This window comes from Bradyrhizobium sp. CCBAU 45389, from assembly GCF_028128625.1.
Lineage (GTDB): Bacteria > Pseudomonadota > Alphaproteobacteria > Rhizobiales > Xanthobacteraceae > Bradyrhizobium > Bradyrhizobium liaoningense_B.
This window is the reverse complement of the sequence record NZ_LBIY01000096.1, coordinates 294,631-320,979: the sequence shown is the minus strand read 5'-3', so window position 1 is coordinate 320,979 and position 26,349 is coordinate 294,631. Positions and strand designations below refer to the sequence as shown.

Genomic DNA, 26,349 nt, shown 5'->3' with positions numbered 1-26,349 from the left:
CGAGACGCCGCTTCGCGGCTCCTCGGGATGAGGTCTGTGCTAATCCGCGAACTTCGGCGCACGCTTCTCCAAATTGGCCCGCACCGCCTCGGTCTGGTTCGCGCTGCCGATCAGCTCCTGCTGCTCGACGGACTCCGCGAGCAGCGCGGGGCCGGGATCGACCGAGAGATTGTTGAGCAGTCGCTTCGCCGCACGGATCGCATCAGGACTCTTGCCCGCGATCTCGCGCGCGACCTCGAGCGCTGCCGCGCGAGGATCGTCGCAGATGCGCGTGGCGAGGCCGTAGGTCAACGCCTCCTGCGCGGAGAAGATGCGCCCCGTGTAGGTGAGATCGCGCAGGATGTCGTCGCGCACGAGCGAAGCCAGGATCGGCGTGCCCGCCATATCGGGCACGAGGCCCCATTTGATCTCCATCACCGACATCCGCGCGTCGGCGCTGAGGAACCGCATGTCGGCGCCGAGCGAGAGCTGGAAGCCGCCGCCGAAGGCGACGCCATGCACCGCCGCGATCACGGGAACCGGAAGCTGCCGCCATCCCCATACCGCCTGTTGCGGAAAATTCGCCTGGCCATGCGTGCGCTTGGTGAGATCGCGATTTTCGCCACCCGGAATTCCGTTGCCGCCCTTCTCCTTCATGGCGGCAAAACGCCCCATGTCGAGACCGGCGCAGAAGGCCCGGCCTTCACCGGACAGCACGACGACGCGCACGCTCTTGTCCTTCGAAAGCCGGTCGGTTGCGGCAACAAGGGCCTCGAACATGGCCTGATCGAGCGCGTTCATCTTGTCCGCGCGCACCAGGCGGACATCGGCGACGCCTTCCGAGATCGAGATCGAGACGCGCTCTTCCATGGATGAATTCTCCCCTGTTCTTGTTCAGTGCCGCTTTACAGGAAGCCGGCGGCCGGATTTAGTCAATCGACCAATTAACTGACAATCCGTACGGGAGAAACAGCGATGTTCAAGGAAAATCTTCTGGCCGGACGGCGCATTCTCGTGACCGGCGGCGGCACCGGGCTTGGCAAGTCGATGGCGGCGCGCTTTCTCCAGCTCGGCGCCGAGGTCCACATCTGCGGCCGCCGCAAGATCGTGTGCGACGAGACCGCGACCGAGCTGATGGATCTCTATGGCGGCCGCGTCACCAGCCACGGCGTCGACATCCGCAATGCGCTTGCGGTCGACGAGATGATCGAGAACATCTTTCGCGACGGCCCCCTCACCGATCTCATCAACAACGCCGCGGGCAATTTCATCTCGCGCAGCGAGGAACTCTCGCCGCGCGGCTTCGATGCCGTCGCCAACATCGTCATGCACGGCACGTTCTACGTGACGCATGCGGTCGGCAAGCGCTGGATCGCCTTGAAGCAGCCCGGCAATGTCGTCTCGATCACCGTGACCTGGGTGCGCAACGGCTCGCCCTACGTCGTGCCGTCGGCGATGAGCAAGTCGGCGATCCACGCCATGACGATGTCGCTCGCGACCGAATGGGGGCGCTACGGCATCCGCCTCAACACCATCGCGCCGGGCGAGATCCCGACCGAGGGCATGAGCAAGCGCATCAAGCCCGGTGATGAAGCGGGCGCGCGCACCAAGGCGATGAATCCGATGGGCCGCGTCGGCACCATGGACGAGTTGCAGAACCTCGCGGTGTTCCTGATCTCCGGCGGCTGCGACTGGATCACCGGCGAGACGATTGCGATGGACGGCGCGCAGGCGCTCGCGATGGGCGGCAATTTCTACCAGCTCCGCGACTGGAGCGACGACGATTGGAAAACCGCGCGCGAAAGCATCATGGCGCAGAACGAGAAGGATCGGGCGAAGCGGGGGTAGTTGTTGTCGTCCCGGCGAAGGCCGGGACCCATAGCCACCGAATTCTATTTGGCGAAGATTGGTCATGACCAGTCTTCGCCAAATTGCGTTTTGTTGCTATGGGTCCTGGCTTTCGCCAGGACGACGGCGAGGCCCGATCTTGTCTTCGCCCGCGGATGACGCCACACTCCCAGGCATAAAAACAAGACGTACGGGAGAAACATGTCCGCATCACCGAAACTGGCTGACCTCGCCGACATGGTGCGCGAGCGCGCGAAGAGCCGCGGCGGCGCCATTGCCTATGAGTTCGAGGGCCGCGCCACCAGCTTTGCCGAGTTCGACATCAAGACCAACAAGGTCGCCAACGCGCTTCTCGCGATGGGTGTCAGACACGGCGATCGCATCGCCTATCTCGGCAAGAACAGCGATCTCTATTTCGAGCTGCTGATGGGCGCGATGAAGGCCGGCGTGGTGATGGCGCCGGTGAACTGGCGACTCGCGGGGCCCGAGGTCGCCTTCATCGTTTCGGATTGCAAGGCGCCGGTGCTGTTCGTCGGGCCGGAGTTCATCACGCAGGTCCTCCAGATCAGGGATCAAATTCCGGGCGTGCGCACGATCATCACCACCGAGGGCGGCGCACCGGAATGGCGGGACTTTACCGCGTGGCGCGATGCGCAGAGCGGCGATGATCCCAAGGTGCCGATCGACACCAGGGACATCGCGATCCAGCTCTATACGTCAGGCACCACGGGCAAGCCGAAGGGCGCGATGCTGAGCCACGCGAACTTCCTCAATCTCGTGCAGACCGGCAATGCCGAGGACAAGCCGGAATGGAACCGGTGGTCGACCGACGACGTCTCGCTGGTGGCGATGCCGATCTTCCACATCGGCGGCTCCGGCTGGGGCGTGATGGGGCTCTATCACGGCGCCCGCGGCGTGATCGCGCGCGAATTCGATCCCACCAAGGTTTTGGATTTCTTCGAGCAGTCGGGCATCACAAAGCTGTTCATGGTGCCGGCGGCGATGCAGTTCGTGGTGCGGCAGCCGCGCGCGAGAAGCGTGGACTTCTCGCGGCTGAAATACATGCTGTACGGCGCCTCGCCGATTCCGGCGGCGCTGCTCAAGGAGTGCATCGAGGTCTTCAAATGCGGCTTCGTGCAGATGTACGGCATGACGGAGACGACGGGCACCATCGTCGCGCTGCCGCCGGAGGACCATATCGAGGGCCTCGAGCGGATGCGCTCGGCCGGCAAGGCGCTGCCGGGGGTCGAGATCGCAATTCTCGACGCCGACGGCAAGCCGCTGCCACCGCGCCAGGTCGGCGAGATCGCGACGCGCTCGGGCTCGAACATGGCCGGCTACTGGAATCTGCCTGAGGCGACCGCCGCCACGCTACGCGGTGACGGCTGGCTGCGCACCGGCGATGCCGGCTACATGGACGAGGACGGCTACCTCTACATCCACGACCGCATCAAGGACATGATCATCTCCGGCGGCGAGAACATCTACCCCGCCGAAGTCGAGAGCGCGCTGTGCGATCATCCAGATGTCGCAGAAGCCGCCGTGATCGGCGTACCCGACGACAAATGGGGCGAGGCGGTGAAGGCCGTCGTGGTGATGAAGCCCGGCAAGCAGGCGACCGCCACCGACATCATCAACTTCACCCGCGAGCGCATCGCCGGCTACAAGACGCCGAAGAGCGTGGAGTTCTTGCCGGCGCTGCCGCGGAATCCCAGCGGCAAAATCTTGCGGCGGCAATTGCGCGAGCCGTATTGGGCGGGAAAGGATCGAAGAGTGAATTGATCGCGAGGTGCCGTAGGGTGGGCAAAGGCGCAAAGCGCCGTGCCCACGACCTCGTTCCGTATCGAAAGGATCGTGGGCACGCTTCGCTTTGCCCACCCTACGATAGCGGTGGAAGCCTCAATGTTTCCCCGGTCCCATATACCCGAACAAGAACCCCGCTACCTTCCGCATCTGGATCTCCTCGCTGCCCTCGGTGATCCGGTAGCGGCGGTGGTGGCGATAGATGTGCTCGAACGGTTTGTGGCGTGAGTAGCCCATGCCGCCATGGACCTGCATGGCGCGGTCGGCGGATTCGCAGCAGAGGCGGTTTGCAAAATAGTTGCACATGGAGACGCGGTCGGAGAGCGTGCGCTCGATCTGCTCCTCGGTGAGCTGGTCCATCTCCCAGGCCGTCTTGCGGATCAAGAGGCGCAGCATCTCGGCCTGCGTGGCGAGCTCGACCAGCGGGAACTGGATCGCCTGGTTTTCGGCGAGCGCCCTGCCGAACGGCTTTCGCTCGCGTGCGTATTTGACGCTCTCGTTGATGCAGTAGACGGCCGCGCCCAGCGAGCTCGCCGCCTGGCGGATGCGGTTCTGGTGCACGAAGCACTGCGCCAAGGACAGTCCGCGGCCGACCTCGCCGAACTGCGCATCTTCAGGCACGAACACATCCGTGAAGCTGACGCGGGGATGGTCGGTCGGCATGTTAAACGTCCACATGTACTCCTCGACCTTGACGCCGTGGCTCCTGGCCGGCACCAGGAAGCAGGTGATGCCGCGGGCATCGCCGTCATTGCCGCTGGTGCGCGCGAACAGCGCGCAGTGCGTGGCGACGTGCATGCCCGTCGTCCACATCTTCTCGCCGTTGATGATCCAGCCCTTGACGTTGTCGCGGGTCGCCGGCACCGCGCGCGTCTCCATGTGGGTGGCGTCCGAGCCGTGATGCGGCTCGGTCAGGCCAAAGGTGATGCGGTACTTGCCCCTGATCGAACCGTCGATCATCGCCTTCTGATCGTCGCGGCCGTAGCGATCGAGCATGGTGACGACGGGGAAATTGCCGACGATGGAATGCTCGTTCTGGAGATCATTGTGCAGGCCGAGGCCCTTTGCGGCAAAATGCTCGCGGATCACCGCCATCCAGAGATTGGAGCCGTCCTTGCCGCCATACTGCTTCGGTACCGGAAAGCGCAAGTGCCCGGCAGCGTCGGCGAGATCCTTCGCCTTGCGCAACAGCGCCTCCCATTCGTGCCGCGGCAGGCCGCCATTCTCGAAATCGGTGCGGGCCCACTCGCGGCGATGATCGAAGAAGCGGATGTTGTCGTCGGCCTCCTCCAGCGGCTTGATCTCGCGTTCGATGAAACGGTCGAGCTCTCCGAGATAGGCGACGAGATCGGCAGGCAATGAGAAATCCACAGGTTCTCTCCCGGATTGATTTTATCGTTTTGCGTTAAGGCGCTAGGCGCGTCTTTGCTTCACACGATTAAGGTGAGAAGAGCCTCGCCGAGTCAAGCAAGCCGAGGCGTGCCGGCCATGCAAGGCGCGCCCGCGCAATTCGATGGTGCTCCGGCGCGAACGCACGGTAGTATGACGCCAATATTCCTTCACGAGAAAATGCGGGAGCGCGCGATGGAGCTGAAATTTTCCAAGGTGGAACGCAAGGGGCCGATCACGATCGTCACGCTGTCGCGGCCCGAGGTCTACAACGCGCTGCACACCGATGCGCATTTCGAGCTGCAAAAAGTGTTCGACGATTTCTCCGCCGATCCCGAGCAGTGGATCGCCGTCGTCACAGGCAGCGGCGACAAGGCGTTCTGCGCCGGCAACGATCTGAAGTGGCAGGCCGCCGGCGGCAAGCGCGGCTGGGACAAGGGCGGCTTTGCCGGCCTCACGGCGCGATTCGACTGCGACAAGCCGATCATCGCCGCGGTGAACGGCGTCGCGATGGGCGGCGGTTTCGAGATCGCACTCGCCTGCGATCTCATCATCGCCGCGGAGAACGCGACCTTCGCGCTACCGGAGCCGCGCGTGGGCCTTGCCGCGCTCGCCGGCGGCCTGCACCGGTTGCCGCGCCAGATCGGGCTGAAGCGCGCCATGGGCATGATCCTCACCGCGCGCCATGTCAGCGCCAAGGAAGGTCTTGAGCTCGGCTTCGTCAACGAGGTGGTGCCGCAGGGCGGAGCGCTCAACGCGGCGCTGCGCTGGGCCGAGACGATCAGCAAGAACTCGCCGATGTCGATCCGGGCCTCCAAGCAGGCCATTCAGCGCGGGCTTGGCGTATCGCTAGAGCAGGCGATCGAAGAGCAGCGGGAGTACCCGGCGGTGAAAGCGATGGCGGCCTCGCAGGATTACATCGAGGGACCGAAGGCGTTTTCCGAGAAGCGGCCGCCGAAATGGGTGGGGAAGTAGGCGGCTCCTCCGTCGTCATTGCGAGCGCAGCGAAGCAATCCAGGATCCCTCCGCGGAGACACTCTGGATTGCTTCGTCGCTGCGCTCCTCGCAATGACGGGGAGAGGTCTGACCACCTCGCGACAGGTGCGTAGGATGGGTAGAGCGCAGCGAAATCCATCAATGACAGAACGAGACTTGAGACGATGGGTTTCGCTGCGCTCTACCCATCCTACGGATTTCGCCCCAGCTCCCGCTTGTAGGAGGCATAGTTCGGCTGATCCACGGCCAGCTTATCCATCGTGGTCTCCCACAGATGCTCGGCAAGGCCGGGCGTTGCGAGATCGACTTCGCCCCTCGCGATGTGATCGGCGAGCACGCGGTTGAGCTCCGTCACCGAGCCGTCGATGCCGAGCAGCGCGCGCAGGCGCTCCACCTCGCTCGCATCGCTCCCCTCTTCCTGCGTCAGCTGCCGCGTGACGAGATCGAGGATGTTGATGGCGACGCGGAGCTTGAAGGCCTGATGGCCGGAAATCAGCGGCGTGATGTCGCTGCGGAGGAAATCGGCGACTGATTTGGTCAGCTCGACCGGCGTGGGTTCGTCCTGCATGTGTCAGCTCCCGCGCGGCGCCAGAAGCCGCAACAGATCGATCTCGGTTTCGGAGGCACGGCGGCCGATCATGGCGCGCTCCATGGAATGGTCCGGGCTCTCGCGAAAGCGCTGCATCATGCCGCCGCACATGATACCCCAGCGCAGCGTGCCCATCACCTCCCAGAACTTGACGCGCGCGGGATCGACCTTGCGGCTTGCCGCTTCGTAGCCGGCGAACAGCTCCTCGCGCGAGCCAAAGCCGCCGACAGGCTTGTCGATCTCGCCGAAGCGCCAGGAGTTGACGCAGACCCAGCCGAGATCCTCCATGGGGTCGCCGAGATGGGCGAGCTCCCAGTCGAGCACGGCGCGGACGCCATCTGCGCCGATGATGAGATTGCCGTTGCGGAAATCGCCGTGCACCAGCGTGGTCTCGACCGAGGGGCCGGGATCGTGGTCGCGCAGCCAGCGCAGCGCCAGCTCGAACACGGGCTTCGGCCAGTTCAGGCTGCGATAGTCGCGCTCGAACTCTGAGATCTCCTGGGTCGCATTCCGGCTGCGCAGCTCGGGCAATTTATTCTGCGGCAGCCTGTGCAGGCCCGCAAGCACGCCGCCGATCTGCCGCGCAAGCAGTGGCCGCGCCGCGGCAAACTCCTCATCGCGAAGAATTTTGCGGGCGATGGTCTCGCCCTCGACCCGCTGCATGATGAAGCCGGTGCCGAGATCGTCCTCGGCCGTCAGCACATGCATCACGCGCGGCGACGGCACGCCGGCCTCGAAGGCGAGCTGCATCAGCTGCGCCTCGGCGGCGAGGCCCGCCGCACGCGTCGGCGCTGCGCCATACCCCTTCGGCGAGCGGCGCAGGATTGCGCCGATCGGCCCGTCGGGATGCACGATGTCGAAGCGCCAGGTTTCCTGGCTGGCACCGCCGGACAGCTTTGCCACTCCGGTGACGCCGGTCGCGCCCGGGTACCAGCGCGCGACGCTGCGCGAAAGCTCGGCCTCGATCATTTGCCCTTGAACTGCGCGGGACGCTTCTCAAGAAACGCGCCGACCCCCTCGCGGAAATCCTGGGTATCGCCGGCGCGCAGCTGGCACTGGAATTCGAGATTGAGCTGGTCCTCGAAGGAATTTTCCGGGCTGTCCCAGTAGAGTTTGCGGATCAGCGACAGCGCCACCGTCGGGCCGCCAGCGAGGTCGCGCGCGAGCTTCATCGCCTCCTCCATCAGCACGCCGTCATCGTAAACGCGGTTGACGAGGCCCCATTCCAGCGCCTTCTCGGCCGGCAGCCGCTCGCCCATCAGCGACAATTCGATCGAGCGCGCCTTGCCGATCAGGCGCGGCAAGAGCCAGGTCGAGCCGCAATCCGGCACGAGGCCGATGCGCCGGAACGCTTGAAGAAAGTAAGAGGAACGCGCGCATAAGATCATGTCGCCGAGCAGGGCGAAGCTCATGCCGGCGCCGGCGGCCGGCCCGTTGACCGCGGTGATGATGGGGCAGTGCAGATTGCGGATGCGACGCAGGAAGGGATGAAAGCCGGTTTCCAGCGTCAGGCCGGCCTTGGTCTTCTTCGACTGGTTGTTGCGCCCTTGCAGATTGGCGCCGGTGCAGAAGGCGCGGCCCGCGCCGGTCAGCACGACGCAGCGGACCTCGTCCTTCTTCTCCTCGATCGTGTCGAGCGCCTCGGCGAGACCGCCGAGCATGTCCATGGAGACCGCGTTCATCACCTCCTGATGGTCGAGCCTGAGGATCGCGACCGAGCCATCGAAATCGAGCGTGACGTGTTTGAACTGCATGGGTTTCCTCGTCAGTTGCGGCCTGCGTCAGTTTCGCAGGCCGGAATTAGTTTTGCCGGGGCGCATATTTGATTTTTGGCGCGCTCTTGTCCATGGTGATCGGAGCTTAGCAAGCAATCTTGTGCGCAGCGGCTGATGCGCCTTATGCCCAAAACAGGAAACGCTCCATGAACCTTTTCGACCTCACCGGACGCGTCGCCGTGATCACTGGCGGCAATGGCGGCATCGGGCTCGGCATCGCACAGGCGCTCGCCGGTCAGGGCTGCAACGTCTCGATCTGGGGCCGCAATGCTGACAAGAACAAGGCTGCTGCCGCGAGCATGGCGGGGCTGTCAGGCAAGGTCGATACCCGCGTCTGCGACGTCACCGATCCGGCCTCGGTCAACGCCGCGATGAAAGCCACGCTCGACACATTCGGCCGGGTCGATGGCTGCTTCGCCAATGCCGGCATCGGCGGCGGCGGACGACGCTCCTTCATCGAGCGCACCGAGGAGGAATGGCGCACGATGTTTGCGACCAATCTCGACGGCGTGTTCCACGCGTTCCAGGCGGCGGCCAGGCACATGACCGAGCGCGCCAATGCCGGCGATCCCTTCGGCCGGCTGGTTGCGACCTCGAGCCTCGCTTCGATCTTCGGCACAGCGCGCAACGAACATTATGCGGCGACCAAGGCCGCGATCAACGCGCTGGTGCGCGCGCTCGGCGTCGAGCTGGCGCGCCACGGCGTCACCGCGAACGCGATCCTGCCCGGCTGGATCAAGAGCGACATGACATCAAGTCTCATGGCCAACGAAAAATTCGTCGCCAACGTGATGCCGCGGATTCCGCAGCGCCGCTTCGGCGAAGCATCCGATTTCGGCGGCATCGCGGTGTACCTGATGAGCAAGGCGTCGTCGTATCACACGGCGGATACGTTCGTGATCGACGGCGGCTACACCGCGTTTTGATTTCGTAGCCCGGATGGAGCGAAGCGTAATCCGGGATTCCTAGAAGCAAGCAAGACCCGGATTTCGCTACGCTCCATCCGGGCTACAAACTCCGAGGGGACAGGGCAAATGTTTTCACACGTCATGATCGGCACCAACGACCTCGACAAGGCCAAGGTGTTCTACGACCAGCTGCTGAGCACCCTCGATGTGCGGCCGGCCAGGGTCGACGGCCATCGCATCTTCTACATCACCAAGACCGGCGTGTTCTCGGTCTCGAAGCCGATCAACGGTGAGCCCGCGACCTGCGCGAACGGCGGCACCATCGGCTTTGCCGCCAACTCGCCTGAGCAGGTCGAGAAATGGCACGCCGCCGGTGTCGCCGCCGGCGGAACGCCGATCGAAAATCCGCCCGGCATCCGCGAGGGCGCGGGAAACAAGCTCTATCTCGCCTATTTGCGCGACCTCGACGGCAACAAGATCTGCGCGATGCATCGGATGCCGAACTAGGCCGGTCACACCCTCGGTGTCTGTCGTCCCGGCGAAGGCCGGGACCCACAACCACGCAACGATGTTGTTGCGCGAAACAGGTAACTCCGAGTCCCCGTAACCACAGCCGCCTGTGGTTATGGGTCCCGGATCTACGCGCGCTTAAGGCGCGCTTGTCCGGGACGACGTAGGGAGAGAGTTCGCGGCCCCATTCAAACAACATTTCAAACGCCTCGCGAAATTCCATCGCATGGCATAGCCCGCGTGAGAAAATACGCGCTCGCACTTTGGCGTCGCTACGACTATTCTTCCGGCCAGCACGAACTCAGCGCTCCCGGGAGGACCAATGACAAAACACACCTACATTCCCCGCACCACCAACTACACGCTCAATCCGGGCGACGAGCTCAACGATCTGCGCATGTCGGACCAGGTCCGGCCGCTCTACGATCACGTCAAGAAGTTCATCCGCGACACCGTCGAGCCGATGTCGATCGAGTTCGCCAAGGCCGGCGAAGGCAAGGAGGATCGCTGGAGCTTCACGCCGAAGCAGCTCGAGGTGCTGGAGAAGGCCAAGAACAAGGCCAAGCAGGAAGGCCTCTGGAACTTCTTCCTGCCCGACGACGAGACCGGCCAGGGCCTGAAGAATCTCGATTACGCCTATATCGCCGCCGAACTCGGCAAGAGCCCGCTGGCCTCGGAGACCATGAACTGCTCGGCGCCCGACACCGGCAACATGGAGGTGCTGGAGCGCGTCGGCACCAAGGAGCAGAAGGAAAAGTGGCTGAAGCCGCTGCTCAACGGCGAGATCCGCTCGGCCTATGTCATGACCGAGCCGAACGTCGCCTCCTCCGATGCCAAGAACATCTCGACGACAGCAAAGCTAGTCGGCGACGAATGGGTCATCAACGGCGAGAAATATTACATCTCCGGCCTCGGCGACCCCCGCTGCAAGATCCTCATCGTGATGGTGAAGACCAATCCGGATGCGGCGCCGAGCAAGCAGCAATCGCAGATCCTGGTGCCGCGCGACACGCCCGGCGTCGAGGTGCTCGGGCCCATGTATGTGTTCGGCCAGGACCACGCCCCGCGCGGCCACATGCATATGCGCTTCAACAATGTGCGCGTGCCGAAGGCTAACATGCTGCTCGGCGAAGGCCGCGGCTTCGAGATCTCGCAGCTCCGCCTTGGACCGGGCCGCATCCATCACTGCATGCGCACCATCGGCAAGGCCGAGAAGGCGCTCGATCTGATGGTGCAGCGGGGCCTCACCCGCGAAGCCTTCGGCAAGAAGATCGCCCATCTCGGCGGCAACATGCAGATCATCGCGCAGGCCCGCTGCGAGATCGAGGCGATGCGGCTGATGGTGCTGAAGGCCGCCAAGGCGATGGACGTGCTCGGCAACAAGGAGGCTCGCGTCTGGGTCTCCATGGTCAAGGCCATGGTGCCCGAACGCGCCTGCAAGATCATCGACCAGGCGATCCAGATGCACGGCGCCACCGGCATCTCGCACTGGACCCCGCTCGCCGAGATGTACCAGGACGTCCGCCACCTGCGCTTCGCCGACGGTCCGGACGAGGTGCACTGGATGGTGGTGGGACGGCACGAGCTGAGCATGGCGTGATCGACGAGATGCCGTAGGGTGGGCAAAGGCGCGCTCTTCGCGCGCCGTGCCCACCATTATGGCTTCGCTGGAAGTGGTGGGCACGCTTCGCTTTGCCCACCCTACGAAGCTCTCCCTCTCACGGAGCTCCCATGGACTACGCCGCCAGCGAGCTGACGCCACGCGAGCGCTACAAGGTGCTGACGTCCTTCATCCTGCCGCGGCCGATCGCGTGGGTGACCTCGGTCGGGCCGACCGGCGCCGTCAACGCTGCGCCGTTCAGCTTCTTCAACGCCTTCTGCGAGGATCCGCCGCTGTGCATGTTCGCGGCGAACCGCAAGCCGAACGGACAGGACAAGGACACGTTCCTCAACATCCAGCGCACCGGCGAGTTCGTGGTCAACATCGCCGATGAGCCGCTGGCCAAAGCCATGCATGAGAGCAGCGGCGACTTTCCGCCTGAGATCGGCGAGCCGGATTATCTCGGCCTGAAGCTCGCGCCTTCAACTGAGATCGCCGTACCGCGGCTTGCCGACGCGCCCTGGGCGATGGAGTGCAAGCTCTGGAAGCTGATCGACGTCAACGACGATCGCCGGCTGATCATGGGTGAAGGCATCCACTTCCACATCCGCGACGAGCTCTGGGACGACAAGGCGATGCGGGTGCACATGGACCGCTATCATCCGATCGGCCGCATGTTCGCCGACCGCTACTGCCGCACGGATGATCGCGTGGTGTTTCCGGCCGCGGAGGGTGTGAAGAAATCGTAGGCCGTAGGGTGGGCAAAGGCACAGAGCGCCGTGCCCACGTCTTTTGTGCGTACGGATGCCGGTCGGTGGGCACGCTTCGCTTTGCCCACCCTACGAGATCGCAGTGAGACCTGTACCCCTCACCCGGATCGCGCCGGACGATGCTTCGCATCGCCGGGGGCATTCCGACCTCTCGCCGCAAGCGGGGAGAGGTAAGCAACCGCCCTACGTCGCGGGCGCGAGCTTGTCCTGCGTCTTCGTCTCGAAATCGCTGGCGTCGTGGCGCTCGTGGAGCTGGCTGGCGGGGTCGCCGGAGACGCGGTTGACCATGCGGCCGCGCTTCACGGCCGGACGCTTGGCGATCTGGTCGGTCCAGCGCTGCACGTTCTTGTAGTCCTGCACTGACAAAAATTCGCCGGCGCCGTAGACCAGCCCCTTGGCGAGCGCGCCGTACCAGGGCCATACCGCGATGTCGGCGATGGTGTACTCCTTGCCCGCGAGGTACTCATTGTCGGCAAGGCGCCGATCGAGCACGTCGAGCTGGCGCTTGGTCTCCATCGCGAAACGGTCGATGGCGTATTCGATCTTGAACGGCGCGTAGGCATAAAAATGGCCGAAGCCGCCGCCGAGATAGGGGGCGCTGCCCATCTGCCAGAACAGCCAGGACATCGCTTCGGTACGGGACTTGATATCTTTCGGCAGGAAGGCGCCGAACTTCTCGGCGAGGTAGAACAGGATCGAGCCGGACTCGAACACCCGGATCGGCTCCGGACCCGAGCGATCCATCAGCGCGGGGATTTTCGAGTTCGGATTGATGTCGACAAAGCCGCTGCCGAACTGGTCGCCATTGCCGATCCTGATCAGCCAGGCATCGTATTCGGCCCCCTTGTGGCCGAGCGCCAGCAGTTCCTCCAGCATCACCGTGACCTTCACCCCGTTCGGCGTCGCCAGCGAATAGAGCTGCAGGGGATGCTTACCGACCGGCAGTTCCTTGTCGTGGGTGGGGCCGGCGATCGGGCGGTTGATGCTGGCGAACTGCCCGCCATTCTCCTTGTTCCAGGTCCAGACTTTGGGCGGCACGTAGGCGGGGGCGTCAGTCATGCGGGGGCTCCGGCGGAAAGATGCGCCTGCATTAATTAGCCCTGGGATGGCCGATGACAAGCCCTGCCGGCTCTGCGTCCGGCGCGGACCTCAAGCCGGCGTCATGCAGCCTTGACCTTGCCGAGGAAGTCCTGGACCAGGGAGCGCATCTGGTCGGCCTCATGTGACAGCGAGGTGGCCGCGGAGAGCATCTCCTGCGCAGCGCCGCCGCCGGAGCGGGCCGACTGGCTCACGCCCTCGATGTTCTTGGTCACCGTTCCGGTGCCGGCGGAGGCCTGCTCGGCGCTGCGGGCGATCGCCTGCGTCGCCGCGCCCTGCTCTTCCACCGCCGAGGCGACCGTGGTGTTGATCTGGCTGATCTCCTGGATGGTGCCGCCGATGGCGGTGATCGCATCGACCGCCTGCGCGGTCGCCTGCTGCACCGAGGCGATCTGCTGGCTGATCTCGTCGGTCGCCCGCGAGGTCTGCGCGGCGAGGCTCTTCACCTCGTTGGCGACAACGGCAAATCCGCGGCCGGCATCGCCCGCCCGTGCCGCCTCGATGGTCGCGTTCAGCGCCAGAAGGTTGGTCTGGCTGGCGATCTGGTTGATGAGGTCGATCACCTCGCCGATGCGGCGCGCCGCTTGCTGCAGGCCGCCGACGATGTCGTTGGTGCGGTTGGCCTGGTCCACCGCCTTGTGGCTGACCTGGGAGGCCAGCGAGACCTGCCTGGAAATCTCGTGGATCGACGAGGTCAGCTCCTCGGCAGCCGAGGCCACCGTCTGCACGTTGGCCGAGGCCTGTTGCGCGGCCGCGGCCACCGTCATCGCCTGCTCGCCGGTCTGGCCGACGGTGGAGGACAGGCCGCCCGCGGTCGCCTGCATGCGGCTCGCCGCATCGGCCACGCCGCCGATGGCGGAGCTTGCCGCTGTATCGAAGTCCTGCGCCAGCCCCATGATGTAGGCGGCGTGCCGCTCCTTGGCCTGCCGCTCCTCCTCCTGGCGCGCGCGCATCTGATCGGCCGCGATCATGCCTTCCCTGAACACGAGCACCGCACGGGCCATGGCGCCGACCTCGTCGCGCCGCTCCGTCGCCGGCACTTCGGTCGTGGTGTCGTTCTGGGCGAGCCGTCCCATCGCCTTGTCGAGCGCGAGCAGCGGCCTGGCGATCGCCGAGCGCAGCACGAAGCCGGCCGCGGCCGCGAGCGCCATCATCACCAGCAGCACGATCACGATCACGGTGCGCGCATTGTCATAGGTCCATTCCGCCGTGGCGACGGAACGGCCGGCGCCATCCGTGTTGACCTTCACGAGCTTGTCGGCGTCTTCGAGCAGCTCGCGAAACTGGTTTCTGCCGGCAAAGAAGGCTTCCCTGGCGCCATCGGGATTGGTGGCAAGCATATCCAGCGCCTTGTCCGATTCCAGGAAGGCGGTGTAGTGGGCGCTGAGACGCTTGAGCGCGGCCTGCTCCTCCGGCGAGGTCACGAACGCCTCATAGGATTTGAGGCTGTCGGTCACGGTCTGCTCGATCTTGCGCAGGGTCTGGCGGATCTCCTCGCGATCGCTTTCCTTGGCCATCAGCACCGAGAGCTGGTTGGTCCGGATGCGGGCGATCTGGTATTGCAGACCCCTCGCCTTGTCGACGCTGGGGAGCCAGTTGCCGGACAGCTCACGCGCCGCGCCTTGCAGGTCGGACAGCGATTTCAGCGCGAAGCCGCCGAGCACGACGACCAGCAGCACGACTGCCGAAAATGTGAGCAGGAGCTTGCGCCCAACAGACATGTTGTTGAACCAAGCCATCACACTCTCCATTCCAGCTAGACATTCGCGTCTACGCGCAATCGTTGTAATGGAGGTCGCTTACCGAATAATTACGTTTCGCTTCCTGGATGCGCTGAAATGTTGAGCGCGCCGGCATCACTGCCGACGCGCTCTTCGGATGCTTTGCGCCGCCTCTCGCGGCATCCGCAAACTAGCCTGACATTGCCCTGCGAGGCTGGGCCTCGGCCTCCATCACGAAGCCTTCATACCCCTTCGCCGCGACCTCGTCGCAGATCCGGCGGTAGGCGCCGACGCCGCCGATATAGGGCATGAAGATGCGCGGCTTGCCGGGGATGTTGGCGCCCATGTACCAGGAATTGGCCTGCGGATAGAGCGTGCCCTGGGCGACCTCGTTGACGTGCGCGACCCATTTCTCCTCGGCATTGCTGTCCGCCTCCAGCGCGGCAAGGCCGTGCTCGCGCATGTGGGTCAGACAATCGGCGATCCAGTCGACATGCTGCTCGATCGACACGATCATGTTCGACAGCACCGACGGGCTGCCGGGGCCGGCGATGATGAAGAGGTTCGGAAAGCCGGCGCTCATCAGGCCGAGATAAGTTTTCGGGCCCTCCGCCCATTTCTGGTTCAGCGTCTGCCCGCCCGGGCCGCGAATGTCGATCTTCGCGACCGATCCGGTCATCGCATCGAAACCGGTCGCCAACACCAGCGCGTCGACTTCGTGATTCCTCCCCGCGACGCGAACCGCATTCGCGGTGATCTCTTGAATCGGATTGGTCTTGATATCGACCAGCGAGACGTTCGGCCGGTTGAAGGTGGCGAAATAGTCCGTGTCGATACAGATGCGCTTGGTCCCGATCGGATGGCTGTTCGGCTGCAGCAGCTTTGCGGTCGCGGGGTCTTTCACGATCTCGGCGATCTTGCCACGCACGAAATCCGCTGCGGTGTCGTTGGCGGTTCGGTCGAGGCCGAGATTGTTGTAGACATACATGAAGGTGAGTCCGCCACGGTCCCAACGCTTCTCGTATTTGCCGCGCCTGGTCTCGTCGCTGTCGTCGAGCGCACCGCGGTCGGGCTGCTCGGCATAGATGCCGTTGCGTGCGACCTCGCGGGCGAAGCGGCGGATCTCCGGATAGCTCTTGCGGAACGCATCGCGTTCCCCCGTGGTGAGCGCGGCGTTACGGGCCGGAATCGAGAAGTTCGCGGTGCGCTGGAATACGGTGAGATGTTTCGCCTGCTCGGCGATGATGGGCGCCGACTGGATGCCTGACGATCCCGTGCCGATCAGGCCGACGCGCAAGCCGGTGAAGTCGACGTCTTCGTGCGGCCAGCTTCCGGTGTGGTAGACGGACCCCCCAAAGTTTTCGAGGCCTTCGATGTCGGGCTTGCGCGCGTTCGAGAGGCAGCCGGTGGCGAGCACAACGAACTGCGCTTGAACCGTTCTGCCGTCGGAGACAGTCACCGACCAGCGCTTCGCTTGCTCGTCGAAGACGGCGCGCTCGACGCGGGTGTTGAACTGGATGTCGCGGCGCAGATCGAAACGGTCGGCGACATGGTTGGCGTATTTCAGAATCTCTGCTTGCGGCGCATAGCGCTCGCTCCAGTCCCATTCCTGCTGGAGCTCGTCGGAGAAGGAGTAGGAATATTGCATGCTCTCGACATCGCAGCGCGCGCCGGGATAGCGGTTCCAGTACCAGGTGCCGCCGACGCCATCGCCCTGCTCGTAGACCCGTGCCGAGAAGCCGAGCCCGCGCAGGCGGTACAGCATATACATGCCGGCAAAGCCTGCGCCGACGACGACAACGTCGTAGGACTCCTCGGCCTCGGCCGGACTCGACTGCGCTGGCGACATCGGTTGGCGCTCCCTCGTTGTTTTCTGTTGTTGTGCGCCAGCATTCTCTGAGGGATGCCGAAGCGCAAGAGGCAAATCGGCGGACCCAGGCCTGCTTATTTTGTGCAGCGGAATGGGCCGCGCGTCATGCGGCGCCTGCACGCAAGATGCGCAACCGAATCCGGCATGGCATCGCGGGCGATGATGAGTTAGCGTCGAACGGCCTTCGCAGGGAAAGCAACAACAGCAACGCGAGGGCCGCCGGGAGAGAACCATGAAATCGCCGATCTGCGACATGCTGGGCATCGAGTTCCCGCTGCTCGCATTCAGCCATTGCCGCGACGTCGTTGCCGCCGTCAGCCGCGCCGGCGGCTTCGGTGTGTTAGGTGCCACCGTGCACACGCCCGATACGCTCGAACGCGAGCTGAAATGGATCGACGATCACATCGACGGCAAGCCCTACGGCATCGACGTGCTGATCCCCGAGAACATCTCCACGGCGGGCGAGAAGGACGTCACCTGGAAGAGCCTGGAAGCGCGCGTGCCGCAAGAGCACCGCAACTACACGCGCGACCTTCTGAAGAAATACGATATCGAGCTGACCACCACCGACGTGGCAGACAATCAGCCGCAGCCGTTCGACGGCAAGACGGCGCTTCAATTGCTCGAGGTCTCCTTCAATCATCCGATCCGCCTGATCGCCAATGCGCTGGGCGTGCCGCCGAAGGCGATGATCGAGATGGGCAAGAAGCACGGCGTGCCGGTCGCAGCGCTCGTCGGCGCCAAGGAGCATGCTTTGCGCCAGGTCGCAGCCGGCGTCGACATCCTCGTGGTGCAGGGCACCGAGGCCGGCGGTCATTGCGGCGAGGTCTCGACCATGGTGCTGGTGCCGGAGGTGATCAAGGCGATCAAGCCGATCCGCGACGTGCCGGTGCTGGCTGCCGGCGGCATCATGACGGGACGGCAGATGGCGGCCTGCATGGCGATGGGCGCGGCCGGCGCCTGGACCGGCTCGGTGTGGCTCGCCACCGTCGAGGCCGAGACCACGGAGATCTTCCGCGAGAAGATGATCGCGGCCTCCTCGCGCGATGCGGTGCGCTCGAAGGGCCGCACCGGCAAGCCGGCGCGGCAACTACGTTCGGTCTGGACCGATGCCTGGGACCGCGCGCCGGACAGCCCGGGCGCGCTGCCGATGCCGCTGCAAAGCATCGTCAGCCGCGACGCCTTCAACGCCATCGACCGCGCGGCCGCAAGCGGCAACGCCAAGGCGCGCGACCTCGTCAGCTATTTTGTCGGCCAGGGCGTCGGGCTGATCGACAGCGTGAAGTCGGCGGGAGCGGTGGTGCAGGAGTTCAAGGAAGAGTTTGCCGAAGCCGTCGAGCACATGAATGCGCTGGTGGCGGAGTAGGCCCCTCCTGTCATTGCGAGCGCAGCGAAGCAATCCAGGCTGCCGCCGCGGAACGATTCTGGATTGCTTCGCTACGCTCGCAATGACGAAACAACTGACATCGTGAATTGAAGCATGACAGACAAGACCAATATCCCCGAAGACCGCATCCCCGTCATCGTCGGCATCGGCGAGATCGTCGACCGCCCCAGGGAGATCACCGAGGGCCTCGAGCCGCTCGATCTGCTCGAGCAGGCGCTGCGACGCGCCGAGCAGGATGCCGGCGCAAAGCTGCTCGGTGAGGTGCAGTCGCTCGACGTCGTCAACTTCCTGAGCTGGCGCTATCGCGATCCGGAGAAGCTTTTGGCTCAGCGCCTCGGCGTCTCGCCCCAGCATTGCTATTACGGCCCGGTCGGTGGCGAGAGCCCGATCCGCTACATACACGAAGCGGCAAAGCGCATCGCGCGCGGCGAATGCAGCGTCGCCGCGATCTGCGGCGCGGAGGCGCAGTCGACAGCGACCAAGGCGGAGCGCGCCGGGACAAAACTGCCATGGACACCGTTCGCCCATGACGTCGAGGAGCCCAAACGCGGCGCAGCGTTCCAAAAGCCGCTGGCGGTCAAGCTCGGCGTGTTCCGACCGGTCACCGTCTATCCGTTCTATGAAGCCGCCTCCGCCGCGCATTGGGGCCAGACGCCGCGCGAGGCGATGGCCGAGTCGGGCACGTTGTGGTCGCGCTATTCGGAAGCCGCCGCACAAAATCCCAATGCCTGGCTGAAGCGGCGCTATGCGCCTGAGGAGATCACGACGCCGACGGCGGACAACCGGCTGATCGCGTGGCCCTACAACAAGCTCATGGTCGCCAACCCCAGCGTCAACATGGGCGGCGCGCTGCTGCTGACCAGCCTGGCCAAGGCGCGCGCGGCCGGCATTGCAGAAGACAAGCTGGTCTATCCGCTCGGCGGCGCCTCGGCGGAGGAGCCGCGCGACTATCTGCTACGCGACCAGTTCTACGAAAGCCATCCGCAGAATGCGGTGCTGAAGGCGGTGATGGACCTCACCGGTGGCGACGGCAGGAAGTTCGACGCGATCGAGCTCTACAGCTGCTTCCCTTGCGTGCCCAAGATGGCGCGACGGACGTTGGGCTTAGGTGCCGACGTGCACCCGACCGTGACCGGCGGCCTCACCTTCTTCGGCGCGCCGCTCAACACCTACATGACGCATGCGGCCTGCGCGATGGTGCGGCGTGTGCGCGATGGTGCAAAGCTCGGCCTGCTCTATGGCCAGGGCGGCTTCGTCACCAAGCATCATGCGGTGGTGGTCTCGAAGACGCCGCCGCGCGAAGCGCTGGCGCAGGAGACGATCGTGCAAGGCGAGGCCGACCGCAACAAGCGCGCGGTGCCGGAGTTCGTGACGGAGGCCTCGGGCAAGGGCAAGGTCGAGAGCTTTACGGTACTCTACGGCCGTGGCGGCGAGGTCGAGCACGGCGTGGTGATGCTGCGGACGCAGGACGATCGCCGTACGCTGGCGCGGATTCCGGCGAGCGATAGCGCGACGCTGGCGCACTTGCTGAACATGGATCGCACGCCGGTGGGCTCGACTGGCGAAATCATCATGGCAGCCGATGGCGTGCCGGAGTGGCGGGTGGCGTAGCTCTCGTAGGGTGGGTTAGCCGAAGGCGTAACCCACCAACTTTGTTCCCGCGCAAGAAGTGGTGGGTTACGCCTTCGGCTAACCCACCCTACAAGACCGCCCCTAGCTTTTCGGCGGTTGCTTCTCCGACGCGGTCGCCGGCTTGCCCTTGGCGCCGGCGCCGACGACGCGGACCTGATCGCCATCCGACAGGCCGTCCGGCGGGGCCGTGATGACGCGGTCATCGGCAGCTATGCCCGAGGCGAGCTCGATCTCGCGGCCGAGATCGCGGGCGATGGTCACGGTCTTGAACAGCACCTTGTCGTCCGCACCGACGGTCGCAACGCGCAGGCCGCTGCCGTTGAAGATCAGCGCACTGGCGGGAATGCTGAGCGGCGCGGAGTCGCGCTGCAGGCTCAGCTTCACGCTGGCATAACCGCCGGGCATCAACTCGCCCGAAGAGTTATCCAATCCAAGCTGCATTCGTGTCGTGCCCGAGGCGACGTCGACGGCCTGCGAGGAGGCCTCCACCGTCGCCTGGAAAGTCCGGTTCGGGTACTCCGGCAGCGCGATGGTGGCCTTGGCGCCGATCTTGATCGCCGGAACGTAATTTTGGGGCACGTTGACGTAGACGCGCAGCTTGGTGATGTCTGATATCACGAACATCGCCGGGCCCGAGCCGCCGCCGGCATTGATCAGCGCGCCGACGTCGGTATCGCGCGCCGTCACCACGCCGTCGAATGGCGCGGTGATCTTCTTGTAGCCGGCGAGCGCTTCCAGCCGCTCGACATTGGCCTTGCCCGAATTGACGGCGGCGTTCTTGTTGGAGAGATCGGCGGTGCGTTCGTCGATTTCCTGCGCGGAGACGAAGTTGGAGGCGACCAGCGTCTTGCGCCGGTTCAGCGTTGCTTCCGACAGCCTGGCGCTGGCCTGCTGGCTGGCGAGGTCGGCGCGGGCCTGAAGCAGCTGCTGGTCGAGATCCGGCGCCTCGATCTCGGCGATCACCTGCCCTGCCTTGACGCGGGCGCCGATGTCGGCGCTCCAGCTTTTGAGATAGCCGCTCACGCGGGCGAAGATCGGCGCGCGATAATAGGCCTCGAGCCGCCCCGGCAGATCGATGGTGGCGTTCAGGGCCTTGGCATTCGGCAGTGTCACCGCGACACTGGGAACCGCCTGATCATCGGTCCATTCCTTCAGCTTGGAGCCTTGTTCCTCGCGGGCGCGGATGCCGGTGCCGACGACAAGGCCTGCCGCAATCAGCGCCACCACGCCCAAAATGCCCAGTTTCCGGTGCGACACCGCCGAGCGGGATTCAGTGGGCGACATGCGGGGTCTCCAATGAGGCGGCGGCTTTGGCGCCTTGTTTCTTATGGACCATGCTGAATACCACGGGAACGAACATCAGCGTGGCGAAGGTTGCAAAGATCAGGCCGCCGATCACGGCACGGCCGAGCGGCGCGTTCTGCTCGCCGCCCTCGCCCAGCCCCAGCGCCATCGGCGCCATGCCGATGATCATGGCGAGCGCGGTCATCAGGACGGGGCGGAACCGGACGAAGCCGGCTTCCAGCGCCGCGGCGATGGGATCGCCGAGCTCCTCATAACGCTCGCGCGCAAAGGAGATCACGAGCACGCTGTTGGCGGTGGCAACGCCCATGCACATGATCGCGCCGGTGAGCGCCGGAACCGAGAGCGTGGTCTCCGTTGCGAACAGCATCCAGACGATGCCGGCAAGCGCGGCCGGCAACGCGGTGATGATCACGAACGGGTCGGACCACGACTGGAAATTCACCACGATCAGGAAGTAGATCAGCACGACGGCACCCAGCAGGCCGAACAGCAGGCCGGTGAAGGCGCTGTTCATGGTCTGCACCTGGCCGAGCAGGACCACGGAGGAGCCCTTCGGAACCTCCTTCGCGGTGTCGGCGATCACCTTGCGGATGTCGGCGGCGACCGCGCCGAGATCGCGGCCCGAGGTCGTCGCGAAGATCTGCACCATCGACTGGATGTCGTATTGCGACACCACCGCGCTGGAGGTCGAGCGCTTGATGTCGGCGATGCCGCCGAGGATCGGCGACTGCGCATTGCCGGCCGCGGTGATCGGCAGGGTCTGCAGCGCGCTGAGCGAGTCGATCTGGTATTGCGGCGTCTGCATCACGATCGAATAGGACACGCCGTTGTCGGGGTTGAGATAGTAGGTCGGCGCGACCTGCGAGGATCCGGCGAGATTGACCACGAGGCTGTTGGTGACGTCGCGCTCGGTCAGGCCGACATACTGGGCGCGGGTGCGGTCGACATCGATGTTGAAGGTCGGGTTGCTCGGCGATTGCTGGATGCGCGCATCGGCCACGCCCGGAATGCGCCGGACCTTCGCCAGCAGATTGTTGGCATAGGCAAAGTTGGCGGCAAGATTGGCGCCGCGGATCTGCAGGTCGATCGGCGCCGGCGCGCCGAAATTCAGGATCTGGCTGACGATGTCGGCCGGCAGGAAGGCGAAGCTGACGCCGGGGAACAGGCGCGGCAGCTGCTCGCGCAGCACCTTCACATGCTCCTCGGTCGGCTTGTGGCCCTCCTTCAGCTTGATCTGGATGTCGCCGTCCTGCGGGCCGATCACGCCGGTGTTGTTGTAGGTCATGTTGATGCCGGAGATCGGCATGCCGATGTTGTCGGTCATGGTCTCGATCTCGCCCGGGATCAGCTTGCGCACCGCCTTCTGCACGTCGGCGAGCTGGTTGGCTGTCTCCTCGACGCGGGTGCCGACTTGGGTGCGGACATGCATCAGGATGTTGCCGGCATCGACCGCGGGGAAGAAGTTGCGCCCCAAGAACGGCACCAGCGCGAAGGACGCGCCGACCACGCAGATAAAGCCGATCACGAACACGGCGCGATGCGCCAGGGCGAGCCCGAGGAAGTTATGGTAGCCGCCGCGAATGCGCTCGAACCGCTTCTCGAAACCGCGCTGGAACCACACCAGCGGATTACGCGACTTGGGCGGCTCGCCCTCGTGATGGACATGCGCCTTGAGCAGATAGTTCGCCATGGTCGGCACCAGCGTGCGCGACAGGATGAACGACCAGATCATCGCGAACATCACCGCTTCCGCCATTGGCACGAACAGGAAGCGCGCGACGCCGGTGAGGAAGAACATCGGCACGAACACGATGCAGATGCAGAGCAGCGAGACGAAGGCCGGCGTCACGATCTGGTTGGCGCCGTCGAGGATCGACTGCTCGACCGGCTTGCCCTGCTCCAGATGGTAATTGATGTTCTCGATCGTCACGGTGGCATCGTCGACGAGGATGCCGACCGCGAGTGCGAGGCCGCCGAGCGTCATGATGTTCAGCGTCTCGCCGATCGCCGACAGCATGATGATGGCGCCCAGCACCGAGAGCGGGATCGACACCGCGATGATGATGGTCGAGCGCCAGCTGCCGAGGAACAAGAGGATCATGACGCTGGTCAGCAGCGCCGCGATCACGCCCTCGAAGGCGACGCCTTGAATCGCCCCGCGGACGAACACCGACTGGTCGCCGATGAAGCCGATCTTTAGGGCGTCCGGCAGCTGGTCCTTGACCTCGATCACCTTCTGCTTGATGCCGGCGATGATATCGAGCGTCGAGGTCGCGCCCGCCTTCAGCACCATCATCAGCACCGAACGGTTACCGTCGACATGGACGATGTTGGTTTGTGGCGGATTGCCGTCGCGCACGGTCGCAACGTCGCGCACATAGACCATGGCGCCGTTGACGGTTTTGATCGGCAGATTGCCGAGCTCGTCGATCCGCAGCGGCGAGTTGTTGAGCTGGATGTTGTATTCGAACTGGCCGATCTTCTGGGTGCCGACCGGCGTGATCAGGTTCTGGGCGGCCAGCGCATTGGCAACGTCCTGGCCTGACAGCCCGCGGGCCTGGAGCGCGGTCGGATCGAGGTCGATCTGGACCTGGCGCTGCTTGCCGCCGAACGGATACGGGATCGCCGCGCCCGGTACGGTGACCAGCGGCGTGCGCAGATTATTGATGCCGATGTCGGCGAGGTTCTGCTCGGTGAGGCCGTCGCCCGACAGCGCCACCTGGATGATCGGCACTGTCGAGGCGGAGTAGTTCAGGATCAAGGGCGGCGTTGCGCCCGGCGGCATCTGCTTGAGCAGCGTCTGCGAGATCGCGGTGACCTGCGCATTGGCGGTGCGGATGTCGACATTCGGCTGGAAGAAGATCTTGATGATGCCGAAGCCGTTATAGGAGTTGGCGGTGATGTGCTCGATGTCGTTGACGGTCGTCGTCAGCGCGCGCTGGAACGGCGTGGTGATGCGGCCGGACATCTGGTCCGGCGGCAGGCCGGTGTACTGCCAGACCACGCCGATCACGGGGATGCGGATATCCGGGAAGATGTCGGTCGGCGTCCGCAGCGCTGCCAGCGGTCCGATGATCAGCAGCAGGAGCGCCAGCACGACAAACGTGTAGGGCCGGCTCAGGGCAATGCGAACCAGAGCAATCATGCGCTAGGCAATTCCAGGTCAGGCAGGGATACGGAATCCGCCCCCCACGGGGATCCTGTTTCCCCTTTAACCGAGCACCGCCGGAAACGCTAATAACCAGGCACTATCCTGCATTCACTTCCCTGCTACCGCACTGCGAAATCGACATCGCAGCTATGCGAGGGGAAGCACATCACGGCGTCGTCCCAGCCTAGTGCGCAATTGCGCACGGGGGGCCGGGACGACATAGGGGAGACAGTTGGAGCCCGACGTCGGCAGCTTACGCCGCGCGAACGTTGGTCAGGAACTTGCTGACCTCGGTCCTGAGCCGGTTCGAATCGTTCGACAGCATCTGCGCCGCCGACAGCACCTGCGAGGAGGCCGTGCCGGTCTCTGTGGCACCGCGCTGCACGTCGGTGATGTTGGAGGAAACCTGCTGGGTCCCCTGCGCCGCCTGCTGCACGTTGCGGGCGATCTCCTGCGTCGCCGCGCCCTGCTCTTCCACGGCCGCCGCGATCGCAGAGGAGATTTCCGACAGGCGCTCGATGGTCGAGGAGATCTCCTTGATCGCGCCGACCGAATCGTTGGTTGCCGCCTGGATGCCGGAGATCTGCTGGCCGATCTCGCCTGTCGCCTTCGCGGTCTGTTCGGCCAGCGCCTTCACCTCGGAGGCGACCACGGCGAAGCCGCGGCCGGCTTCGCCCGCGCGCGCCGCCTCGATGGTCGCATTCAGCGCCAGCAGGTTGGTCTGGCCGGCGATGGTGTTGATCAGCTCGACGACGTCGCCGATGCGGGAGGCCGCCTTGGAGAGCTCGCTGACGCGCTCGGTGGTGGCACGGGCCTGGCCGACGGCATCGCCCGCCATCCGCGCCGATTCCTGCACCTGACGGCTGATCTCGCCAACGGACGAGGCCATCTCCTCGGTGGCCGAGGCCACCGACTGCACGTTGGTCGAGGCTTCCTCCGAAGCACCGGCAACGGTCGTCGCCAGCCGCTGCGAGCGGTCGGCGGTCGAGGTCAGCGTCGAGGCGGAAGCTTCGAGCTGGGACGAGGCCGATGAGACGGTCTGGACGATCTCGCCGATCATCGTTTCGAATTCGCGAGTGATGTTGTCGACGCGGCGGCCGCGCTCGATCTTGGCCTCGGCATCGGCCGCGGCGGCCTCGTCGGCGGCCTTCTTGGCGATCAGCGCCTCCTTGAAGACCTGGAGCACGTCAGCCATGGCGCCGATCTCCGTCTTCTCACCGCGGTGCGGGACCTCGGCAGAGAGGTCTCCCCTGCCCAGCGCCTGCATCGGCAGGGTGATGGAGTTGATACCGCTGGAGACGTCGTGGACGAGATAGAAGCCGACACCGATGCCGGCGATGACGGCGACGCCAAGGATGATCGAGAGCAGCATGAACGCGAAGGAATAGCTGTTGTCTGCATCCCGGGCGGCCTGGTCGCCACCTTTGGTGTTGAGATCGATGTCCTTGCGCAGAACCTCGTCGGACTGGATGCCGATCCTGTTGGCGGTCTTGACGTTCAGCTCATGCGCCTCGTGCGGGATCTTGCCGACCTCTTTGCGCGACAACGCAAAGACCTCGTCCGCGCTCTTCTTGTAGTCGTCCCACAGCTTGGACCATTCGGTATAGAGCGCCCGCTCCTCCGGCGAGGTGATCATGGTCTCGTAGCTCTGGCGGGCCTTGGCCAGGGTCTCGCCGGTGGTGACCGCGGTCTTTTCCATCGCGAGCTTTTCTTCCATGGTCTCGGCCAGCATGTGCTCGCGGACCACGCTGCGATAGGTGATGACAGAGGCCCGGAGCTCGCCCAGCACCCGCACGCTCGGCATCCAGCTCGTGGTGATGTCGACCGTGTTGGCGTTCATCGACCGCATCTTCGTGACGGCGAGCAGACCCATGCCGGCCATCGCGACCAGCAGGAACGCCACGACACTGATGATCTTGGCGCGGATGGAAATGGTGGCGAGCATAATCGGAGTCTCTTTGTGCTGGCGCGGTGCCAGAAGTTTACGAATCAACCAAAGGGAGCAGCACCGACATCCG

Annotated in this window: 20 protein-coding genes; 9 read left to right on the top strand and 11 right to left on the bottom strand. The window is 64.7% G+C overall.

Features of this window, described 5'->3' with window-relative positions; genetic code table 11:
* Positions 1-39 precede the first annotated feature (39 nt).
* On the bottom strand, positions 40-849 hold the full coding sequence (locus tag XH79_RS31345) for a crotonase/enoyl-CoA hydratase family protein (RefSeq protein ID WP_271584153.1): 810 nt from the start codon (positions 847-849) through the stop codon (positions 40-42).
* Between the two features lie 105 nt (positions 850-954).
* Between XH79_RS31345 and XH79_RS31340 the strand changes: the two genes are divergently transcribed.
* Both XH79_RS31340 and XH79_RS31335 read left to right on the top strand, forming a co-directional pair.
* Positions 955-1,827 carry an SDR family oxidoreductase gene (locus tag XH79_RS31340; RefSeq protein ID WP_212343658.1) on the top strand — a complete coding sequence of 291 codons (873 nt, stop codon included), beginning with the start codon at positions 955-957 and terminating at the stop codon, positions 1,825-1,827.
* Between the two features lie 201 nt (positions 1,828-2,028).
* Complete coding sequence (locus XH79_RS31335; protein ID WP_271584152.1) at positions 2,029-3,609, top strand: fatty acid--CoA ligase; 1,581 nt, start codon at positions 2,029-2,031, stop codon at positions 3,607-3,609.
* Between the two features lie 117 nt (positions 3,610-3,726).
* On the opposite strand, the gene XH79_RS31330 is transcribed toward XH79_RS31335, so the two are convergent.
* On the bottom strand, positions 3,727-5,001 hold the full coding sequence (locus tag XH79_RS31330; RefSeq protein WP_271584151.1) for an acyl-CoA dehydrogenase family protein: 1,275 nt from the start codon (positions 4,999-5,001) through the stop codon (positions 3,727-3,729).
* A gap of 213 nt (positions 5,002-5,214) precedes the next feature.
* Between XH79_RS31330 and XH79_RS31325 the strand changes: the two genes are divergently transcribed.
* Positions 5,215-5,994, top strand: a complete 780-nt coding sequence (locus tag XH79_RS31325; RefSeq protein ID WP_271584150.1) for an enoyl-CoA hydratase-related protein — start codon at positions 5,215-5,217, stop codon at positions 5,992-5,994.
* Positions 5,995-6,205: 211 nt separating this feature from the next.
* Here the strand turns inward: XH79_RS31325 and XH79_RS31320 are convergent, their stop codons facing one another.
* Genes XH79_RS31320 through XH79_RS31310 form a run of 3 tightly spaced genes read right to left on the bottom strand, consistent with a single transcriptional unit; the run spans position 6,206 to position 8,358 of the window.
* On the bottom strand, positions 6,206-6,583 hold the full coding sequence (locus tag XH79_RS31320) for a DUF6285 domain-containing protein (protein ID WP_271584149.1): 378 nt from the start codon (positions 6,581-6,583) through the stop codon (positions 6,206-6,208).
* A 3-nt stretch (positions 6,584-6,586) separates the two neighbouring features.
* Complete coding sequence (locus XH79_RS31315; protein ID WP_271584148.1) at positions 6,587-7,573, bottom strand: phosphotransferase family protein; 987 nt, start codon at positions 7,571-7,573, stop codon at positions 6,587-6,589.
* The gene (locus tag XH79_RS31310; RefSeq protein WP_271584147.1) at positions 7,570-8,358 is read right to left on the bottom strand and encodes an enoyl-CoA hydratase/isomerase; all 789 of its coding nucleotides are present in this window, start codon (positions 8,356-8,358) and stop codon (positions 7,570-7,572) included. The genes XH79_RS31315 and XH79_RS31310 overlap by 4 nt, the downstream gene beginning before the upstream one ends.
* A gap of 167 nt (positions 8,359-8,525) precedes the next feature.
* On the opposite strand from XH79_RS31310, the gene XH79_RS31305 reads away from it, so the two are divergent.
* The 4 genes from XH79_RS31305 to XH79_RS31290 all read left to right on the top strand — a co-directional run bounded on the left by XH79_RS31305 (position 8,526) and on the right by XH79_RS31290 (position 12,146).
* Positions 8,526-9,305 (top strand): SDR family NAD(P)-dependent oxidoreductase, encoded by a 780-nt coding sequence (locus XH79_RS31305; protein ID WP_271584146.1) that lies wholly within the window; start codon positions 8,526-8,528, stop codon positions 9,303-9,305.
* Between the two features lie 108 nt (positions 9,306-9,413).
* Complete coding sequence (locus XH79_RS31300; RefSeq protein ID WP_271584145.1) at positions 9,414-9,794, top strand: VOC family protein; 381 nt, start codon at positions 9,414-9,416, stop codon at positions 9,792-9,794.
* Positions 9,795-10,119: 325 nt separating this feature from the next.
* Positions 10,120-11,397: an acyl-CoA dehydrogenase family protein gene (locus XH79_RS31295; protein WP_212343650.1), complete on the top strand. Its 1,278-nt coding sequence runs from the start codon at positions 10,120-10,122 to the stop codon at positions 11,395-11,397.
* 131 nt (positions 11,398-11,528) lie between these two features.
* Positions 11,529-12,146: a flavin reductase family protein gene (locus tag XH79_RS31290; protein ID WP_271584144.1), complete on the top strand. Its 618-nt coding sequence runs from the start codon at positions 11,529-11,531 to the stop codon at positions 12,144-12,146.
* A gap of 204 nt (positions 12,147-12,350) precedes the next feature.
* On the opposite strand, the gene yghU is transcribed toward XH79_RS31290, so the two are convergent.
* The 3 genes from yghU to XH79_RS31275 all read right to left on the bottom strand — a co-directional run bounded on the left by yghU (position 12,351) and on the right by XH79_RS31275 (position 16,835).
* Entirely contained in the window at positions 12,351-13,226 is an 876-nt protein-coding gene (gene yghU, locus XH79_RS31285) for a glutathione-dependent disulfide-bond oxidoreductase (RefSeq protein ID WP_212343648.1), read from the bottom strand.
* 101 nt (positions 13,227-13,327) lie between these two features.
* Positions 13,328-15,004, bottom strand: coding sequence for a methyl-accepting chemotaxis protein (locus tag XH79_RS31280; protein WP_271584143.1), 1,677 nt, complete (start codon positions 15,002-15,004; stop codon positions 13,328-13,330).
* A gap of 172 nt (positions 15,005-15,176) precedes the next feature.
* Positions 15,177-16,835 carry a flavin-containing monooxygenase gene (locus XH79_RS31275; RefSeq protein WP_271584142.1) on the bottom strand — a complete coding sequence of 553 codons (1,659 nt, stop codon included), beginning with the start codon at positions 16,833-16,835 and terminating at the stop codon, positions 15,177-15,179.
* Positions 16,836-17,088: 253 nt separating this feature from the next.
* On the opposite strand from XH79_RS31275, the gene XH79_RS31270 reads away from it, so the two are divergent.
* On the top strand, positions 17,089-18,222 hold the full coding sequence (locus XH79_RS31270; protein WP_212343645.1) for a nitronate monooxygenase: 1,134 nt from the start codon (positions 17,089-17,091) through the stop codon (positions 18,220-18,222).
* Positions 18,223-18,336: 114 nt separating this feature from the next.
* A complete protein-coding gene (locus tag XH79_RS31265; protein WP_271584141.1) occupies positions 18,337-19,854 on the top strand; it encodes an acetyl-CoA acetyltransferase in 1,518 nt (505 codons plus the stop codon).
* 102 nt (positions 19,855-19,956) lie between these two features.
* On the opposite strand, the gene XH79_RS31260 is transcribed toward XH79_RS31265, so the two are convergent.
* The 3 genes from XH79_RS31260 to XH79_RS31250 all read right to left on the bottom strand — a co-directional run bounded on the left by XH79_RS31260 (position 19,957) and on the right by XH79_RS31250 (position 26,276).
* Positions 19,957-21,159: an efflux RND transporter periplasmic adaptor subunit gene (locus XH79_RS31260; protein WP_271584140.1), complete on the bottom strand. Its 1,203-nt coding sequence runs from the start codon at positions 21,157-21,159 to the stop codon at positions 19,957-19,959.
* Positions 21,146-24,325 carry an efflux RND transporter permease subunit gene (locus XH79_RS31255; protein WP_271584139.1) on the bottom strand — a complete coding sequence of 1,060 codons (3,180 nt, stop codon included), beginning with the start codon at positions 24,323-24,325 and terminating at the stop codon, positions 21,146-21,148. Before XH79_RS31255 ends, XH79_RS31260 begins: the two co-directional genes overlap by 14 nt.
* Before the next feature lie 259 nt (positions 24,326-24,584).
* Positions 24,585-26,276 (bottom strand): methyl-accepting chemotaxis protein, encoded by a 1,692-nt coding sequence (locus XH79_RS31250; protein ID WP_212343641.1) that lies wholly within the window; start codon positions 26,274-26,276, stop codon positions 24,585-24,587.
* Positions 26,277-26,349 lie beyond the last annotated feature (73 nt).